Source organism: Janibacter endophyticus (assembly GCF_016888335.1).
Taxonomy (GTDB): Bacteria; Actinomycetota; Actinomycetes; order Actinomycetales; family Dermatophilaceae; genus Marihabitans; species Marihabitans endophyticum.
This window is the reverse complement of sequence record NZ_JAFEJG010000004.1, coordinates 715,401-732,546: the sequence shown is the minus strand read 5'-3', so window position 1 is coordinate 732,546 and position 17,146 is coordinate 715,401. Positions and strand designations below refer to the sequence as shown.

Genomic DNA, 17,146 nt, shown 5'->3' with positions numbered 1-17,146 from the left:
CGCTCAGCCGAGCAGCCCGCGGCGACGCGCCTCCGCCACTGCGGCGGCCCGATGCCTGACCCCCAGCCTCCCGAAGGCGTGCGACAGGTGTGACTTCACCGTCGACACGCTGACGTAGAGCCGACCGGCGATCTGCTGCGTGCTCAGGCCCTTGTCGGCCAAGACGAGGATCTCGATCTCCTTGGCCGTCAGCGGGCTCGCCTCGTGGGCCAGCGTCCGGACGAGCGGCCCGGTCACCGGGATCGTCCCGGTCTCACCCTCGGCCCGTCCGCCTCCAGCAGCGGCCCGCACTGCGGCGACGACCTGCGTGGGCGCAGCGTCGGCGACGAGGGCCCCTGTCGCACCTGCCTCGAGCGCCCCGACGACGGCGTCGGGGTCCGAGGCCGGCGTGAGGACGACGACCGGGGTGCCGCTCTCAGCCGTCACGGCGACGACCTCCCCGACCCGCTGCACCGTGGACGCGGTCACGACGAGGACGACGACATCCGCCGAGGCGGCCCGCGCAGAGAGACGCTCGAGCGTCCCGACCCCCCGGGCGCGGAGATCCTTCTCGGCCTCGAGCAGCGCCGCCCACCCGGACCGTGAGGCCGGGTCGGCGTCCGCGACGAGGACGCGGAGCATCAGGCGTGCTCGCCGACGACCTGCACCGCTCCCCCGTCGACGCCCTTGGCCCCCTGGACGATCTCGACGCCGTCGTCGACCGGCGCCCCCTCGCGGTCGTGCACCTCACCGAGCACCCAGGCCGGCAGGCCCCGCGCCCCGAGCCGGGCGACGGCTGCCTCGACGTGCTCCTGCGGGACGACGGCGACGAAGCCGACGCCGAGGTTGAGCGTGCGCTCGAGGTCCTCGCGCGGGACATGGCCGAGCTCGCCGACGAGCGAGAAGATCGCGGGCGGGGTCCAGCTCGCCCGGTCGACCCGGGCGAGGGTCCCGGCCGGCAGGACGCGGGCGAGGTTGGCGGCGAGCCCGCCACCGGTGACATGGCTCAGACCGTGGACGTCGACGTCCGAGCGGATGAGGTCGAGCAGGTCGAGGGTGTAGATCCGGGTCGGCTCGAGGAGCTCCTCGCCGAGGGTGCGGCCGAGCTCCGGCACGTCGCGGTCGTAGCCCCAGCCGGCGTGGGCGAAGACCGCACGGACGAGCGAGTAGCCGTTGGAGTGCAGGCCGGACGACGCGATCCCGAGGACGACATCACCCGGCCGCACGGTCCGCGGCCCGATGATCGCGTCGCGCTCGACGACGCCGGTAGCGGCGCCCGCGACGTCGTACTCGTCGGGGTCGAGCAGCCCCGGGTGCTCGGCCGTCTCGCCGCCGACGAGGGCGACGCCGGCGAGCTGGCACCCCTTCGCGATGCCGCTGACGATCGCCGCGATGCGCTCGGGGACCACGGACCCGGTCGCGATGTAGTCGGTCATGAAGAGGGGCTCGGCCCCGCAGACGACGATGTCGTCGACGACCATCGCGACGAGGTCCTGCCCGATGGTGTCGTGGACGTCCATGGCCTGGGCCACGGCGACCTTCGTCCCGACGCCGTCGGTGCTCGTCGCGAGGACCGGGGAGCGCATCCCCGCGAGCGCCGAGGCGTCGAACATCCCGGCGAAACCGCCGAGTCCGCCGAGGACCTCGGGGCGCTGGGCCCGCCGGACCGACTCCTTCATCAGCTCGACGGCCTGGTCACCGGCCTCGACGTCGACTCCGGCAGAGGCGTAGGTGATGGGTTCGCTCACGAGGCCCAGGGTAGTGCGTGGGTCCTCGGACGAAGGGGTCGCCTCACGGGCGACGGACGGCCTCGGCCGCGCCGCCGGCGGCGGTCGTCGTGACCCGCTCGACGTCGAGGGTCCCGACCTCGGTCGCATCGGGCGCGCCGGTGGCACCGGACTCGTCGATGCCGAGCTCGAGCTCGAGGACGCTCTTGCCGAGCCGGTCGGCGGTGGGCAGCTCGATCGGGTACGTCCCGGTGAAGCAGGCCGTGCAGAGCCGCTCCCGAGGCTGGCCGGTGGCCTCGATCATGCCGTCCTCGCTGATGTAGCCGAGGCTGTCGGCCCCGATCGAGGTGCAGATCTCCTGGACCCCGATGCCGGTAGCGATGAGCTCGGCGCGGGTGGCGAAGTCGATGCCGAAGAAGCAGGGCCAGCGCACCGGTGGGCTGGAGATCCGCACGTGGACCTCGGCGGCGCCGGCCTCGCGGAGCATCCGGACGAGGGCGCGCTGGGTGTTGCCGCGGACGATCGAGTCGTCGATGACGACGAGGCGCTTGCCCTTGATGACGTCCTTGAGCGGGTTGAGCTTGAGCCGGATGCCGAGCTGGCGGATGGTGTTGCTCGGCTGGATGAAGGTGCGGCCGACGTAGGCGTTCTTCACCAGGCCCTGGCCGTACGGGATGCCCGACTCCTGGGCGTAGCCGATCGCGGCAGGCGTCCCGGACTCGGGTGTCGGGATGACGAGGTCGGCCTCGACGGGGTGCTCCCGGGCCAGCGCCCGGCCCATCTCGACACGGGCCTCGTGGACGCCGCGGCCGTTGATCGTCGTGTCGGGGCGGGCGAGGTAGACGTACTCGAAGACGCAGCCCTTGGGCTCGGCCGGCGCGAAGCGGTGGCTGCGCAGCCCCTCCTCGTCGATAGCGATGAGCTCGCCCGGCTCGACCTCGCGGACGAGGGAGGCGCCGACGATGTCGAGCGCGGCGGTCTCGGAGGCGACCACCCAGCCGCGTTCGAGCCGGCCGATGACGAGAGGTCGCAGGCCCTGCGGGTCACGGGCCGCGTAGAGGGTGTGCTCGTCCATGAAGACGAAGCAGAAGGCGCCCTGGCAGCGTGGGAGCACCTCGAGCGCGGCGGCCTCGAGGGTGCGGTCGGGGTTGTCGGCGAGCAGCGCGGTGACGAGGGCGGTGTCGGTGGTGTTGCCCCGGCGCAGCTCGCCCTTGGGCCGCGCGTCCCGCCAGGTGCCCGACTCGTCCGGGGCGCCGAGGGCGCTGAGCCGCTCGTCGACCATCTCGCGCAGATCGGCGGAGTTCACGAGGTTGCCGTTGTGGGCCAGCGCCACGGTGCCGTCGGCGTGACCGCCGAGGGTGGGCTGGGCGTTCTCCCACGTCGACCCGCCGGTCGTGGAGTAGCGGCAGTGGCCGACCGCGAGGTGGCCGCGCAGCGCCCCGAGCGCCCGCTCGTCGAAGACCTGGCTCACGAGGCCCATGTCCTTGTAGACGAGGATGCTCGACCCGTCGGAGGTGGCGATGCCGGCCGACTCCTGCCCGCGGTGCTGCAGGGCGTAGAGGCCGTAGTACGTCAGCTTGGCGACGTCCTCGCCGGGCGCCCAGACGCCGAAGACGCCGCACGCGTCCTGGGGTCCCTTCTCACCGGGAAGGAGGTCGTGCGACAGCTGTCCGTCTCCGCGAGCCACGTCCGCCATCCTCCCACAGCCCGGCGGCTCCCCCCTTCGCCCCGGACCGGGAGGCGGGACGCCTGGCTCAGCGCTCCTCGCGGCCCATGATGAGGGCGAGGACGACCCCCGCGACGAGGGCGCCGAGGAAGGCACCGAGGACCCCCATGAGGCCGACGGCCGTGGAGGCCGTGTAGGTCGTGCCGCTCGCCCCTCCCGTGTTGGAGGTGAAGAGGGACACGCCGCCGAGGACGAGGAAGCCGAGGAAGGCGCCCGTGCCGATCCAGCGCCACACGCGCGGCGCCCCGCGGCGGGGTCGGCGTCGGGTGGGCGAAGGGGGGGTGCTCGTCTCGTCCGTCACCGCACCATCGTCTCATCGCGGCCTGCCGCTACCGTGACCCGGTGAGCCGACCCACCGCCGACATCCCGCAGATGAAGCTCCGCCCGTCGACCCGGCCCGACCCGGCCGAGGTGCCTGGCCTGCGCTGGGGCGTCCTCGGCGCCGGCTGGATCGCGAGCGAGCTGGTCCACGCCCTCGAGGTCGGGGAGCACGGGAGCACCCGGCAGCAGGTCGTCGCCGTCGGCTCTCGGGACCTGGGGCGGGCGGAGGCGTTCGTCGCCGAGCACTGCCGGGCGCATGCGCGGGAGCACGGGCCGGTGCGGGCGTACGGCTCGTACGAGGAGCTCGTGCTGGCCCCGGACGTCGACGTCGTCTACGTCGCCTCGCCGCACAGCGAGCACCTCGAGCACGCCCTGCTCGCCGTGCGGGCGGGCAAGCACGTGCTCGTCGAGAAGGCCTTCACCGCCGACGCCGGGCAGGCCCGCGCGCTCGTCACCGCGATCCGCGAGGCAGGGGTCTTCGGCATGGAGGCGATGTGGAGCCGCTTCCTGCCGCACTACGACGTCGTCCGCGAGACGATCGCCGCCGGGCTGCTCGGCGAGGTGACGACGGTGCTCGCCGACCACGGTCAGCGGCTGTGGCCGGGCGGTCCCCGCCGGCTGGCCGACCCGGACCTGGCCGGCGGGTCGCTGCGCGACCTCGGGATCTATCCCCTCTCGCTGGCCTCGATGGTCCTCGGAGGGATCGAGTCGGTCGCGGCGGTGGGGACACCGACGGACGAAGGGGTCGACGCGCGGGTCGCGATGGCCGTCCGGGGACCCTCCGGCGCGGTCGGTGCGCTGTCCTGCGACATGTCGACCCGGACGCCGACGACGGCGAGCATCAACGGGACCTGGGCCCGGATCGAGATCGACGGCGACTTCTACGCGCCGACGACGATCCGGCTGGCCGGCAGCGACGGTGTCGTGCTCGACGAGATCGTCAGCGACCCCTTCGAGATGCACCGAGGGCTGCGGCACGAGGCGTGCGAGGTCGCCCGGCGGGTGCTCGCCGGCGAGACCGAGTCCCCGCTCATGCCGCTCGACGAGTCGGTACGGCTCATGGAGGTCATGGACGAGGTCCGCGCCGCCGTCAGCTGAGGGGGAGATGGGTGGAGAGGTCGGTGCGGCGACCGCTGACCCGCAGCGACCCCTTCGCCACGGCGTCAGACCAGGCCAGCCGGCCGGTGGCGAGCTCGAGCCAGGTCTGCGGGTCGGTCTCGACGACGGCCGGTGGGGTCCCGCGGGTGTGCACCGTGCCCTCGACGCACTGGACGGCGGCGAAGGGAGGGACCCGCACCTCGACGGACCGGCCGGGTGCCGCCTCCGCGAGCAGGGCGAGGGTCCAGCGGACCGCGGTAGCCGTCTCGGTCCGCGAGGGCGACTCGGCCCCGGCCCAGCCGGCGAGCGCCGCCCGGCCGTCCTCGTCACTCACCTTGCGTGCCATGACGCGACATCTTCCCACGTCAGGGACCGTTCACCGACTCTTTGCCCGTTCGCCGAGCGGTGGTCCCCCGGCTCCGGCAGAGTGACCGCGTCCCGTCATGCCCTCTGGCGGTGACCGCTGCCCGACCCGCCACAGAAGGACCACACTCCATGCGCCACATCTCCCGCCGCGCCTGCGCCGTCACCGGCGCGGCTGCCCTGACGTTCGTCGGGCTCGCCGCCCCGACCGCCATGGCCGCCGACCCCGTCGAGCCCGGGGTGATCGACCCGGCCCTGACGAGCGTCAACCTGCTGAACATCAACGACTTCCATGGTCGGATCGACGACAACGGCACCGGTGAGCTCGGCCTGAAGTTCGCCTGCACCCTCGAGACCACCAAGGCGGACCTCGGCGAGGACTCGACGGTCTTCCTCTCCGCGGGTGACAACATCGGCGCATCCCCCTTCACGTCCTCCAGCCAGGACGACAACCCGACGATCGACTACCTCAACGCCCTGGAGCTCAAGGCGTCGGCCGTCGGCAACCACGAGTTCGACAAGGGCTTCTCCGACCTCACCGGCCGGGTCAGCACCCGCGCCGACTGGGACTATCTCGGCGCCAACGTGTACGAGCGCGGGACGAGCACCCCCGCGCTCCAGGAGTACTCGATCCAGACGGTCAACGGCCTGCGGGTCGCCGTCATCGGCGTCGTCACCGACGAGACCCCCGAGCTGGTCACGCCGACCGGCGTGAGCGGCCTCGACTTCGGGGACCCGGTCGCGGCGGTCAACCGGGTAGCTGCCCAGCTGAGCGACGGCGAGGACGCCAACGGCGAGGCCGACGTCATCGTCGCCGAGTACCACGAGGGCGCGACCGAGGGCGTCGTCGAGGACGCCACCCTCGAGGAGGAGGTCGCCGCAGGGGGCATCTTCGGCCGGATCGTCACCGAGACGTCTGCCGAGGTGGACGCGATCTTCACCGGCCACACGCACAAGCAGTACGCCTGGGACGCCCCGATCCCCGGCGGCAGCGGCACGCGCCCGGTCCTGCAGGCCGCCTCGTACGGCGCGTTCGTCGGCCAGGTCCAGCTCGGCCTCGACCCCCAGACCGGCGAGCTCGGCCAGTACTCGGTGACCAACGTGCCGCTCGTCTCGGCTCCCACCGAGGCGTGCGCCGCAGACCCGCAGTACGCAGCTGCCAAGGCTGTTGTCGACCAGGCCGTCGCCACGGCGAAGCCCATCGGCGAGCAGGTCATCGCCACGGTCGCCGACGACATCACCACGGCGGTCAAGCCGGACGGCAGCCGTGACGACCGTCTCCGCGAGTCCAGCCTCGGCAACCTCACCGCCCAGGTCTGGCTCGAGTCGATGAACGCCACCGGACGTCCCGGCGCCGACATCGGCATGATGAACCCGGGGTCCCTGCGGGCCGAGCTCTACTACGAGCCGACCGGCAACGAGGCTGCCGGCGAGGTGACCTACGCCGAGGCCGCGTCGATCAACCCCTTCGCCAACACGCTGCAGACGATCGACATCACGGGTGCCCAGCTCAGGACCGTCCTCGAGCAGCAGTGGCAGCCGGAGGGTGCCTCCCGTCCGTTCCTCAAGCTCGGCCTCTCGGAGAACCTCACCTACACCTTCGACCCCGACGCTCCTGCAGGGAGCCGCATCCTCTCGGTGATGCTCGACGGCCAGCCCATCGACCCGGCCGCGACGTACACGGTCGCGTCCTCGTCCTTCCTCATCGCCGGCGGTGACAACTTCACCGAGCTGCGCGAGGGCACCACCATGCGAGACTCCGGCCTCATCGACATGGACGCCTTCGTCAACTACCTCAGGGCGAACAGCCCGGTCGCGCCGAGCTTCGCCAAGCATGCGATCGCCGTCCAGGACCAGCCGGCACAGCTCACCGCGGGCGAGACGACGACCTTCACGGTCTCGGGTCTCGACCTCACGAGCAAGGACGCGCCGCGCAACACCCAGGTCGAGGTCTTCCTCGGGGAGCGCTCGCTCGGCGTCTTCCCGGTCGAGGAGGTCCTCACCGAGGCTCCGCCCTTCCCGACCCGCAACGGGCGCGCCGAGATCAGCATCGACGTCCCGGAGGACGTCGCCGGGGGCGACGCCACCATCCGCCTCGTGGCGGCCGACACGGGCACCGTCTCCACCTTCCCGGTCACCGTGATCGCCGCCGCGACCTCGACGACGACCACGGACGACGATGACGACGAGCCGTCGAGCACGAGCACGACGAGCGACGACGACACCACGTCGACCTCGACGAGCACGAGCGGCACGCCGACCTCCACGGCGACGGTGACCGGCCCGGTCGTCGAGACCGACGACTTCGCCCCGGGCGCCACCCCGGGCGCGGTGGCGAGCCTGCTCGGCCTGCTCCTCGCGGGCGGCGCGGCCGCCGGGACGTTCCTCGTCCGCCGCCGGAGCGCGCTGCGTCAGCACTGACGCACCACGTGCGGACGAAGGGGGCCGCCCGTCAGGGCAGCCCCCTTCGGCCGCTCTAGGGTGGCTCGGGTGAGCGAGGTCGAACTGGTCCGGGACGAGCAGGGCGGGGTCACCGTCATGGTCGACGGGCAGCCGCAGAGCCACGTCGACGTCGACGACCCGGAGGGGCTGGCCTTCGAGTACGTCCAGCACCTGGCCGCCGCCATCGACGCGCTCACCGAGGGCACGATCACGATCACCCACGTCGGCGGCGCCGGGCTGACCCTGGCTCGCTGGGTGGAGCACACCCGACCCGGATCACCACAGATCGTCCTCGAGCCGGATGCGGCCCTCACCGAGATCGTCCGACGAGAGCTCCCCCTCCCCCGCCGGCACCGCATCCGGGTGCGACCCGTCGACGGTCGCAGCGGGGTCGCCGCCCTGCGGGATGCCAGCGCCGACGTGGTCGTCGTCGACGCCTTCGCCGGCGGCCAGGTGCCGAGCGAGCTGACGACGCGCGAGTTCTTCGGCGAGGTGGCGCGGGTGCTGACCGCGCAGGGCGTGCTGCTCGTCAACGCGCCGGACGAGCCGGGTCTCAAGCACGTCGGGAGGGTCCTCGCCGGGATCCGCGAGGTGCTGCCCGAGGTGACCCTCGTCGCGACGACCGAGGTGCTCAAGGGGCGGCGTTTCGGCAACACGATCCTCGTGGGGTCACGACGCCCGGTCGACACCGACGAGATCGCTCGTCAGGTCCGGCGCTGGCCCTTCCCCAGCGGGGTGCTCGGCGCACGCGAGCTGACCCGGCGGTTCAGCGGGTCGCGGTCGCTCACGGACGCCGATCCCGCTCCGTCGCCGGTCGCTCCCGAGCTGGGGGCGTGGCGTCTGCGCTGATGCTCAGCCCGCCAGCAGGCCGGTCACCGCGGCCGGGACCCGCGCCATGTCGGTGAGGACGAGGTCGGCGTCGGCGAACCACGCGTGCGGGGTCATGTCCGACTCGTAGCCGATGACGTGCATGCCGGCGGCACGCCCGGCCTCGATGCCGGCGAGGCTGTCCTCGACGACGACGCACCGATGCGGGGCATACCCCATCGCGCTCGCCGCGTGGAGGAAGACGTCCGGCGCCGGCTTGCCGCGCTCGACCTCCTGGCTGCTGAAGCGGAGCTCCTCCGGGAGCAGGTCGGCCAGGCCGGTCGCCTCGAGCTTGTACTCGAGGGCGCGGCGCAGCGACCCGGACGCGACGCAGATGTCGTAGCCCGCCGCGAGGCAGCCCTCGACCGCCTCACGCGCCCCCGCGACGATCTCGAGCTCGTCGTGGCTGGCGCGGAACTCCGTGCGGAAACGCCGCTCCCAGTCGGGGTCAAGAGGGCTGCCCTTGAGTGCGGCCAGGGTGAGCCGGTTGTCGGCGTAGGCCTTGCCGACGAAGGTGTCGATGATCTCCGCCGGTGTCAGGCGCAGACCCAGGTCGGTGGTCATCCGACCCCAGGTCCGCACGTTGAGCCGCTCGGAGTCGACGAGCACGCCGTCGCAGTCGAAGACGACGAGCCCGGTCGCCATGCTCAGGAGGCGAAGTAGCGACGCATCGTGCCCGTGTGGGCCTCTCGCATCGCCTCGACGTCGAGCTCGAGCACGTCCTTGACCTTGAGACCCGAGCCCCCCGTCACGCCGACCCGGGCGACCGGGACCCCGTGCGCTGCCGCGAGGTTGACGAGCGTGGCGAGCCCTGCCTCGTCGGCGACCGTCACGACGGCGCGGGCGACCGACTCGGACAGCAGCGTCGTCACGGCATCGACACCGTCGCGCTCGCAGACCGCCGCAAGGTCGATGCTCGCTCCCACACCGTGCCGCAGCACCGACTCGGCGAGGGTGACCGCCAGGCCACCGTCCGAGACGTCGTGGCTGCTCGTGACGACACCCGCGCGGACCGCGGCGACGAAGAAGTCGGCGAGCGCCTTCTCCGCCGCGAGGTCGACCTGCGGCGGCAGCCCGCCGAGGTGCCCGTGCAGCGCGTGCGCCCACTCGCCGCCGTCGAGCTCGTCGCGGGTGGCGCCGAGGAGGACGACCGGCTGGCCGTCACCGACGAAACCGGCACCCACCCCCTTCGTCACGTCGTCGAGGACGCCGAGGACGCCGACGACCGGCGTCGGATGGATCGCCGTCTCACCGGTCTGGTTGTAGAAGGAGACGTTGCCGCCGGTCACGGGGATGCCGAGCTCGAGGCAGGCGTCGTAGAGGCCGGCGACCGAGCGCTCGAACTGCCACATGACGTCCGGGTCCTCGGGCGAGCCGAAGTTCAGGCAGTCGGTGACGGCCAGCGGCAGCGCGCCGGACGTGGCGACGTTGCGGTAGCTCTCGGCGAGCGCGAGCTGGGCGCCGGCGTAGGGGTCGAGGCGGCCGAAGCGGCCGTTGCAGTCGGTCGAGACGGCGACGCCGAGCCCGGTCTGCTCGTCGATCCGGACGACGCCGGAGTCGGCGGGCATGGCCTGCTTGGTGTTGCCGAGGACGTAGCGGTCGTACTGGTCGGTGACCCACGACTTGTCGCAGATGTTCGGCGAGGCGAGCAGGTCGAGGACGACCTGGCCCATCTCCTCGGCCTGCGGCCGCGGCAGCGAGTCGCTCGTGTCGGCCTGCAGGGCGTCGAGCCAGCCGGGACGGGCGAAGGGGCGCTCGTAGACCGGTCCGTCGTGGGCCACCGAGCGGGGCGGCACGTCGACGATCGTCTCGCCGTGCCAGGTGATGACGAGGCGGCCCGAGTCGGTGACCTCGCCGAGCACGGTCGCCTCGACGTCCCACCTGTCGGTGATCGCCATGAAGGCCTCGACCTGGTCGGGGGCGACGACCGCCATCATCCGCTCCTGGCTCTCGGACATGAGGATCTCCTCGGCCCGGAGGGTGGAGTCGCGCAACGGGACCCGGTCGAGCTCGACAGTCATGCCGCCGTCACCGGCGGAGGCCAGCTCGGAGGTGGCGCAGGACAGCCCGGCGCCGCCGAGGTCCTGGATGCCCTCGACGACCCCGGCCGCGTAGAGCTCCAGGCAGCACTCGATGAGGACCTTCTCGGCGAAGGGGTCGCCGACCTGGACCGCGGGACGCTTCGTCGGTCCCCCTTCGTCGAAGGTCTCCGAGGCGAGGACCGAGACGCCGCCGATGCCGTCGCCGCCGGTCTTGGCACCGAAGAGGACGATCTTGTTGCCGACGCCCGAGGCGTTGGCGAGGTGGAGGTCCTCGTGGCGCAGCTTGCCGACGCACAGGGCGTTGACGAGCGGGTTGCCCTGGTAGCAGTCGTCGAAGACGATCTCGCCGCCGATGTTGGGCAGGCCGAGGCAGTTGCCGTAGCCGCCGATGCCCTTGACGACACCCGGGAGGACGCGCGCGGTGTCCGGGTGGTCGATGGCGCCGAAGCGCAGCGGGTCCATGACGGCGACCGGGCGGGCGCCCATGGCCATGATGTCGCGGACGATACCGCCGATGCCGGTCGCGGCCCCCTGGTACGGCTCGACGTAGCTCGGGTGGTTGTGCGACTCGACCTTGAAGGTCACCGCCCAGCCCTGGCCGATGTCGATGACCCCGGCGTTCTCCCCGATGCCGGCGAGGGTCTTGCCGAGCGGGGTCTCGCTCGGGAGGTCGCCGAAGCGGCGGAGGTGGACCTTCGAGGACTTGTAGGAGCAGTGCTCGGACCACATGACCGAGTACATCGCAAGCTCGGCGATCGTCGGCCGGCGGCCGAGGATCTCACGGATGCGCGCGTACTCGTCCTCCTTGAGCCCGAGGTCGGCCCAGGGCTGCTCGAGGTCCGGGGTCTGCCCGGCGTGGTCGACCGTGTCGAGGCTCATGCGGACACCACCTGCTGGAGGACGGAGGTGAAGAAGGTGCGGCCGTCGAGGCTCGGGCCGAAGCCCTCCTCGACGCAGTGCTCGGGGTGCGGCATGAGGCCGACGACGTTGCCGCGCTCGTTGGTGATGCCGGCGATGTCGCGGTAGCTGCCGTTGGGGTTGGTGCCGGTGTAGCGGAAGGCGACCCGACCCTCGCCCTCGAGCCGGTCGAGGGTGGCCGCGTCGGCGACGAACTGACCGTCCTGGTTCTTCAGGACGATGGTGATCTCCTGCCCCTCCTCGAACTGGTGGGTCCAGGCGGTCGACGCGTTCTCGACCCGCAGGCCCTGGTCGCGGCAGACGAACTTCCTGTGGTCGTTCTGGATCATCGCGCCGGGCAGGAGGTGGCTCTCGCAGAGGATCTGGAAGCCGTTGCAGATCCCGAGGACCGGCATGCCCGCCGCCGCGCCCCGGACGACCTCGTCCATGACGGGGGCAAAGCGGGAGATGGCGCCGGCGCGGAGGTAGTCGCCGTAGGAGAAGCCGCCGGGGATGACGACCGCGTCGACGCCCTCGAGGTCGGCGTCGCGGTGCCAGAGGGCGACGGCCTCGCCGCCGCAGAGGTCGACGGCCCGACGGGCGTCGTGGTCGTCGAGGGAGCCGGGGAAGGTGACGACGCCGATCTTCACTGCACGGACCCGGTGATCGGGGCCTGCTCGGGCTCGTCGTGGGTCAGCTCGTGGACGTCGACGACGTCCTCGATGACCGGGTTGGAGAGGAGCGTCTCCGCGGCCTCGCGGGCGCGGGACAGGTGCTCGTCCGTGACGTCGCCGTCGACGGAGAGCACGAACCGCTTGCCCTGACGGACATCGGTGAAGTCCTCGAAACCGAGGCGCGGCAGGGCCCCTCGGACGGCCTGACCCTGGGGGTCGAGGATCTCGGGCTTGAGCATGACGTCGACGACGATGCGTCCCACTGGGGCTCCTGGTGCGAAGGGGGTGCGTCCAGGGCCGAGTCTAGGGCCGGGCTCTCGTGGCGACGAACGCAGTCACTCCGTGGGAACCGTCGCAGATGCGAGCGCCGATGCGATGTCTGCGATCTCGGCCAGCTCGCCCGTAGCGATCGCGATGACGAGGTCGTAGGCCTCGTCGTTGGAGACCCCCAACCTCCGACCGTTGAGCCCGTACACCGTGATGATCGCTGCCAGGGTGAGTCGCTTGTCGCCGTCGACCAGTGCGTGGTTGCGGGCGGTGGACTGGGCCAGCGCGGCAGCTCGCTCGTCGAGCGCCGGATAGGCGTCAGGTCCATCACTGGCCGAGCCGCTCCATCGCCTCCGCGTAGCGCGGGAGCTCCACGTCGAGGATCGCGTCGATCGCGCGGCCGCGGTCTAGGCGCCCCGCCTCCAGCATCACGGCACGCCGCACGACCTCCTGCCGGGACACTCCCTGGGCCTCGACCAGCTGGTCCAGGGCAGCCTCGAGCTCGGCGTCGGTGCGCAGGGTGAACGCCATGAGTCGATGGCATCGCCGCGATACCATCGAGTGCAGGCTCAGGCGAAGGTCTGCCCCGTGATCCGCTCGTAGGCCTCGACGTACTTGGCTCGAGTGGCGTCGACGACCTCCACGGGCAACGCCGGCGGCTCGTCGCCGGAGGCCTTGTCCCAGCCGGAGGCGGGGGAGGTGAGCCAGTCGCGGACGAACTGCTTGTCGAAGCTCGGCTGCTGCCGGCCCGGCTCCCAGCCGTCGGCCGGCCAGAAGCGCGAGCTGTCGGGGGTGAGCACCTCGTCTGCGAGGACGATCTCGCAGTCGGCGCCACGCTCGCGGATGGCCACCCGCACGTCCTCGTCCTGACCCAGCTCGAGACCGCGGAGCCCGAACTCGACCTTGGTGTCGGCGAGGAGGATGCCCCGCTCGGCGGCGATCTCGTTGCCGCGCGCGAGGATCTCGACGGTCAGATCGCGGACCCGCTCGGCGAGCGCCGGGCCGATCTCGGCGACGACCCCTTCGTACGGGATCGGCTCGTCGTGCTGCCCCATCGGCGCCTTGGTCGAGGGGGTGAAGATGGGCTCCGGGAGCCGCGACCCGTCGACGAGCCCCTCCGGCAGCGCGACCCCGCTCACCGAGCCGTTCGCCCGGTACTCGCTGAGGCCACCCCCGGTGAGGTAGGCGCGGGCGACGCACTCGACGGGCAGCATGTCGAGCCGCTCGACGACGACCGCGCGCCCGGCGACCGCGGCGGGCACGTCGACGCTGATGACGTGGTTGGGGACGATGTCGGCGAGCTGGTCGAACCACCACAGCGACATCTGGGTCAGCACCGCGCCCTTGTCGGGGATCGGGGTGTCGAGGACGAAGTCGTACGCGCTCAGCCGGTCGCTCGCCACGAGGAGCAGCTGGTCGTAGAGGAGGTTGCCCGCGTCGTCGAGCGGGGCGTAGAGGTCTCGGACCTTGCCGGAGTACTCGTGGGCGTAGCCGGGCAGCTCGGGGGTCATGGCCCCATCCTTCCAGCCGGCGAAGGGGTGTCGTCAGCCAGAGAGGTCGAAGGCGTGACGTATCGCGGCAGCGAGGTCGGGCTCCTGCGAGTCGAAGAGGTAGCCGATCTGACGACCAAGTGCCGCTCGCGCCACGGTGACGGTGGCGTCCAGGTTGACCACGGACTCGACCTGGACACCGTTCGCGGCACCGACGGGCACCTCGACGGACAGGCCTCGGATCGTCGTCGTGATGGGCGCCACCGTCACGAGCGAGCGCACGTCCAGCACCGCCGCTCGGGTCAGCACCACGGCAGGCCGCGGCTTGTCGAGCTGGACGACGTGGATCGGTCGCACCCTCAGTCGTCCAGGGCGGGCGTGCTCCGCGACGCGAGCCACGACTCCAGCTCGCCCAGGTCCCCCTCGGCGCTCGCGCGCGCGTAGACCTCGGCGTCGTGCTCAGCCAGCCTGCGTCGCAGCTCGCGTTCGAGCGCGGACTCCATCACCTCGGCACGGCTGGACACCGCACCCGACCGGACGAGCTCGTCCACCGCCGTGACGAGATCGTCCGCCAGACGGAGAGAGACCTGGATGCTCATGAGACCCACTGTAACCCGACCTGGGTGACAGTGGTCGATCGCCGCGGTCAGGGGACGTGCAGCTCGCCGCGCGAGGCCCGCAGCGCGATGTCGGTGCGGTGGTGGCTGCCCTCGAGGTCGACCTGCTCGACGGCCGCGTAGGCCCGGTCGCGCGCCTCGGTGAGGTCGGCGCCCAGGGCGACGACGGAGAGGACGCGGCCGCCCGCGGAGACGAGGGTGCCGTCCTCCCCCTTCGCCGTGCCGGCGTGGAGGACGTACGCGTCGTCACCGATCTCCTCGAGGCCGGCGATCGGCTCACCCGTCGCCGGCGACGCGGGGTAGCCGGGGGCCGCGACGACGACCGTCACCGCGGACTCGTCCCGCCACCGCAGCGGCTCGGCCTCGTCGAGGCGACCCTGCGCGGCGGCCATGAGCAGCCCGCCCAGCGGCGTCTCGAGGCGGGCGAGCACGGCCTGCGTCTCGGGGTCGCCGAAGCGGACGTTGAACTCGATGACCCTCGGCCCGCCGGCGGTCAGCGCGAGGCCGACGTACAGGACCCCGACGAAGGGGGTGCCTCGTCGCGCCATCTCGTCGACGACCGGCTGGGCGATGCGGTCGACGACGTCGTCGACGAGCCCCTCGGGCGCCCACGTCAGCGGCGAGTACGCGCCCATGCCACCGGTGTTGGGTCCCTCGTCGCCGTCGAAGACGCGCTTGAAGTCCTGGGCGAGGTCGAGCGGCACCACGGAGCTGCCGTCGCAGATGCAGAAGAGGGAGGCCTCGGGCCCGTCGAGGTACTCCTCGACGACGACCTGGGCGTCGCCCCCCTTCGCCAGGCAGGCCAGTCCGTGCTCGAGCGCGACGCCCCGGTCCTCGGTGACGACGACGCCCTTGCCGGCGGCGAGGCCGTCGTCCTTGACGACGTAGGGGGCGCCGAAGGCGTCGAGCGCCTCGGCGAGCTCCGCCTCGGTCGTCGCGACGTGCGCGACGCCGGTCGGGACCTCGGCGGCGGCCATGACCTCCTTGGCGAAGGCCTTGCTGCCCTCGAGCGTCGCCGCCTCCCGGCCCGGGCCGAAGCAGGCGATGCCCGCGTCGCGGACGGCGTCGGCGACCCCCGCGACGAGCGGTGCCTCGGGACCGACGACGACGAGGTCGACCGCGTGCTCGCGGGCGAGCGCGACGACCGCGCTCGGGTCGGAGGCGTCGACCGGGAGGCACATCGTCACGAGGTCGATGCCGGGGTTGCCCGGTGCCGCGAGGACGACGTCGACGGCCGGGTCGGCGAGCAGGGAGCGGACGAGCGCGTGCTCCCGCGCCCCGGAGCCGATGACGAGTGCCTTCACGTGGCTGAGCCTAGGGCGTGACGACGAGGGAAGAAAAAGGTGGGGCGCAGAGGATCCGGCGGGCAGGGGGGGAATCCGCCGGCTCAACTCTGCGCCCCCGCGCCCATGAGGTCAGGGGGGGACACCTCACGAGCGCGCCGACCCCGCAGGGTCGATAGATGAGAGTTTGACCATCGAGGCCGGTGGAAGGCAACCCAGCCTCTGTCGCGAGACCGACACTGTCGGAAACCCGCCATACTGACGGGCATGACGACCCACGGGGAACTGACCGCCCCCATGACCACCTACGACTACCTCGTGCCCGAGGAGGAGCTGAGGCGCTACTACGTCGAGCTGATCCAGGACCCGTCCGCCACCCGGGACTCGCTCGTCGCCGCAGGAGCCCACCCGGCCACCCTCGACCGGGTGCTGGGCCTCCTCGCCTACCGCGGGCTCATCGAGATCTCCCTCGACGGGCGCATCGAGGTCGCGCCGCCCGAGCCGGCCCTGGCGGCCTTCACCTCGGAGGTCGAGCGGGAGATCCGCCGCGTCCGTGCCTCGGCCCACCAGCTCGGCCTGCTGCACCGCAAGGCTCGCGACCAGGAGGACGCGAGGCGCAACCCGCTGCGCGTGGCCACCCTGCGGTCGGTGGCCGAGATCCGGGCGGTCACGACGTCGATGGTCGCCGAGGCCGAGGAGTCGGTCCTCGCCATGCGCGCCTACGGCACCCGCAGCATCCAGCTGCTCACGACGCCCGGCATCGACCACGACGCCCCGACGCTGGACAGCGCGGGCCACCCGCTGCGCCAGATCGCGGTCTACGACACCCGGCTGCTCGAGCTCGACGGGGCGCTGGCCTCCCTGCAGCGCCGACAGGCGGCGGGCGAGCGGATCCGGCTCGTGCGCGACGTCCCGCTCTCCGCGATCGTCGTCGACGGCATGTCAGCGGTCATCGACCTCACCAACGTCGACCCTGACGGCGACGGCTCGGCCGCGGTCTGGGACAGCCCGCTCATCGCGGGCATGGCCGGGATGGTGGAGGGCTTCTTCCGGCGAGGCACACCCCTCCCGGACATCGACGAGGGCAACGACCCCGAGGCCGGGCTCACCGCACGCGACCGCACGATCCTCACCCTCCTCGCGAGCGGTGCGTCCGACCCGATGGTGGCCCGACAGCTCGGGGTCAGCGTGCGGACCGTCGAGCGTCGCGTCCGGGTGCTCATGGACCAGCTCGACGCGATCTCACGGATGCAGCTCGGGATCGAGGCCGTGCGCCACGGACTCCTGTAGGCGAACTAGACTCGACCCTCGCCCGCGACCGCGGGCCGTACCCCGACGAAGGCAGCAGAGCAG

At 72.3% G+C, this 17,146-nt stretch carries 18 protein-coding genes and 1 pseudogene; 4 read left to right on the top strand and 15 right to left on the bottom strand.

The window, feature by feature from the left end; all coding sequences use genetic code 11:
* Positions 1 to 3: 3 nt before the first annotated feature.
* The 4 genes from JNO54_RS03550 to JNO54_RS03535 form a co-directional block, all read right to left on the bottom strand.
* Entirely contained in the window at positions 4 to 621 is a 618-nt protein-coding gene (locus JNO54_RS03550) for a response regulator transcription factor (RefSeq protein ID WP_204142654.1), read from the bottom strand.
* Positions 621 to 1,727, bottom strand: a complete 1,107-nt coding sequence (gene purM, locus JNO54_RS03545) for a phosphoribosylformylglycinamidine cyclo-ligase (RefSeq protein WP_307818046.1) — start codon at positions 1,725 to 1,727, stop codon at positions 621 to 623. Before purM ends, JNO54_RS03550 begins: the two co-directional genes overlap by 1 nt.
* Positions 1,728 to 1,770: 43 nt before the next feature.
* A complete protein-coding gene (purF, locus tag JNO54_RS03540) occupies positions 1,771 to 3,393 on the bottom strand; it encodes an amidophosphoribosyltransferase (protein ID WP_204142652.1) in 1,623 nt (540 codons plus the stop codon).
* A 67-nt stretch (positions 3,394 to 3,460) separates the two neighbouring features.
* A complete protein-coding gene (locus tag JNO54_RS03535) occupies positions 3,461 to 3,733 on the bottom strand; it encodes a hypothetical protein (RefSeq protein WP_204142651.1) in 273 nt (90 codons plus the stop codon).
* Positions 3,734 to 3,774: 41 nt separating this feature from the next.
* On the opposite strand from JNO54_RS03535, the gene JNO54_RS03530 reads away from it, so the two are divergent.
* Complete coding sequence (locus tag JNO54_RS03530) at positions 3,775 to 4,851, top strand: Gfo/Idh/MocA family protein (protein ID WP_307818045.1); 1,077 nt, start codon at positions 3,775 to 3,777, stop codon at positions 4,849 to 4,851.
* Here the strand turns inward: JNO54_RS03530 and JNO54_RS03525 are convergent.
* Positions 4,844 to 5,197, bottom strand: coding sequence for a sterol carrier family protein (locus tag JNO54_RS03525; RefSeq protein ID WP_204142650.1), 354 nt, complete (start codon positions 5,195 to 5,197; stop codon positions 4,844 to 4,846). The genes JNO54_RS03530 and JNO54_RS03525 overlap by 8 nt on opposite strands.
* Before the next feature lie 149 nt (positions 5,198 to 5,346).
* Between JNO54_RS03525 and JNO54_RS03520 the strand changes: the two genes are divergently transcribed.
* Both JNO54_RS03520 and JNO54_RS03515 read left to right on the top strand, forming a co-directional pair.
* Positions 5,347 to 7,635 (top strand): bifunctional metallophosphatase/5'-nucleotidase, encoded by a 2,289-nt coding sequence (locus JNO54_RS03520; RefSeq protein ID WP_204142649.1) that lies wholly within the window; start codon positions 5,347 to 5,349, stop codon positions 7,633 to 7,635.
* 69 nt (positions 7,636 to 7,704) lie between these two features.
* On the top strand, positions 7,705 to 8,505 hold the full coding sequence (locus tag JNO54_RS03515; RefSeq protein WP_307818044.1) for a spermidine synthase: 801 nt from the start codon (positions 7,705 to 7,707) through the stop codon (positions 8,503 to 8,505).
* 3 nt (positions 8,506 to 8,508) lie between these two features.
* Here the strand turns inward: JNO54_RS03515 and JNO54_RS03510 are convergent, their stop codons facing one another.
* From JNO54_RS03510 to purD, 10 genes and pseudogenes are all read right to left on the bottom strand, one after another.
* Positions 8,509 to 9,168, bottom strand: a complete 660-nt coding sequence (locus JNO54_RS03510; protein ID WP_204142648.1) for an HAD family hydrolase — start codon at positions 9,166 to 9,168, stop codon at positions 8,509 to 8,511.
* 2 nt (positions 9,169 to 9,170) lie between these two features.
* Positions 9,171 to 11,444 (bottom strand): phosphoribosylformylglycinamidine synthase subunit PurL, encoded by a 2,274-nt coding sequence (gene purL / locus JNO54_RS03505; protein WP_204142647.1) that lies wholly within the window; start codon positions 11,442 to 11,444, stop codon positions 9,171 to 9,173.
* The gene (purQ, locus tag JNO54_RS03500; RefSeq protein WP_204142646.1) at positions 11,441 to 12,112 is read right to left on the bottom strand and encodes a phosphoribosylformylglycinamidine synthase subunit PurQ; all 672 of its coding nucleotides are present in this window, start codon (positions 12,110 to 12,112) and stop codon (positions 11,441 to 11,443) included. Before purQ ends, purL begins: the two co-directional genes overlap by 4 nt.
* Positions 12,109 to 12,399, bottom strand: a complete 291-nt coding sequence (gene purS / locus JNO54_RS03495) for a phosphoribosylformylglycinamidine synthase subunit PurS (RefSeq protein WP_204142645.1) — start codon at positions 12,397 to 12,399, stop codon at positions 12,109 to 12,111. The genes purQ and purS overlap by 4 nt, the downstream gene beginning before the upstream one ends.
* A 72-nt stretch (positions 12,400 to 12,471) precedes the next feature.
* Positions 12,472 to 12,693 (bottom strand): annotated as a pseudogene (locus JNO54_RS03490) (type II toxin-antitoxin system death-on-curing family toxin); the annotation flags it as partial.
* A gap of 37 nt (positions 12,694 to 12,730) precedes the next feature.
* Positions 12,731 to 12,934: a ribbon-helix-helix protein, CopG family gene (locus tag JNO54_RS03485; RefSeq protein WP_204142644.1), complete on the bottom strand. Its 204-nt coding sequence runs from the start codon at positions 12,932 to 12,934 to the stop codon at positions 12,731 to 12,733.
* A gap of 38 nt (positions 12,935 to 12,972) precedes the next feature.
* Positions 12,973 to 13,914 (bottom strand): phosphoribosylaminoimidazolesuccinocarboxamide synthase, encoded by a 942-nt coding sequence (locus JNO54_RS03480; protein ID WP_204142643.1) that lies wholly within the window; start codon positions 13,912 to 13,914, stop codon positions 12,973 to 12,975.
* 33 nt (positions 13,915 to 13,947) lie between these two features.
* A complete protein-coding gene (locus tag JNO54_RS03475; RefSeq protein ID WP_204142642.1) occupies positions 13,948 to 14,250 on the bottom strand; it encodes a type II toxin-antitoxin system PemK/MazF family toxin in 303 nt (100 codons plus the stop codon).
* A gap of 2 nt (positions 14,251 to 14,252) precedes the next feature.
* Positions 14,253 to 14,492: a YlcI/YnfO family protein gene (locus JNO54_RS03470; RefSeq protein ID WP_204142641.1), complete on the bottom strand. Its 240-nt coding sequence runs from the start codon at positions 14,490 to 14,492 to the stop codon at positions 14,253 to 14,255.
* Between the two features lie 47 nt (positions 14,493 to 14,539).
* Complete coding sequence (gene purD / locus JNO54_RS03465; RefSeq protein ID WP_204142640.1) at positions 14,540 to 15,814, bottom strand: phosphoribosylamine--glycine ligase; 1,275 nt, start codon at positions 15,812 to 15,814, stop codon at positions 14,540 to 14,542.
* A gap of 246 nt (positions 15,815 to 16,060) precedes the next feature.
* Here purD and JNO54_RS03460 point away from each other — a divergent pair, with 246 nt between their 5' ends.
* Entirely contained in the window at positions 16,061 to 17,083 is a 1,023-nt protein-coding gene (locus JNO54_RS03460; protein WP_204142639.1) for a helix-turn-helix transcriptional regulator, read from the top strand.
* The last annotated feature ends 63 nt before the right edge of the window (positions 17,084 to 17,146 follow it).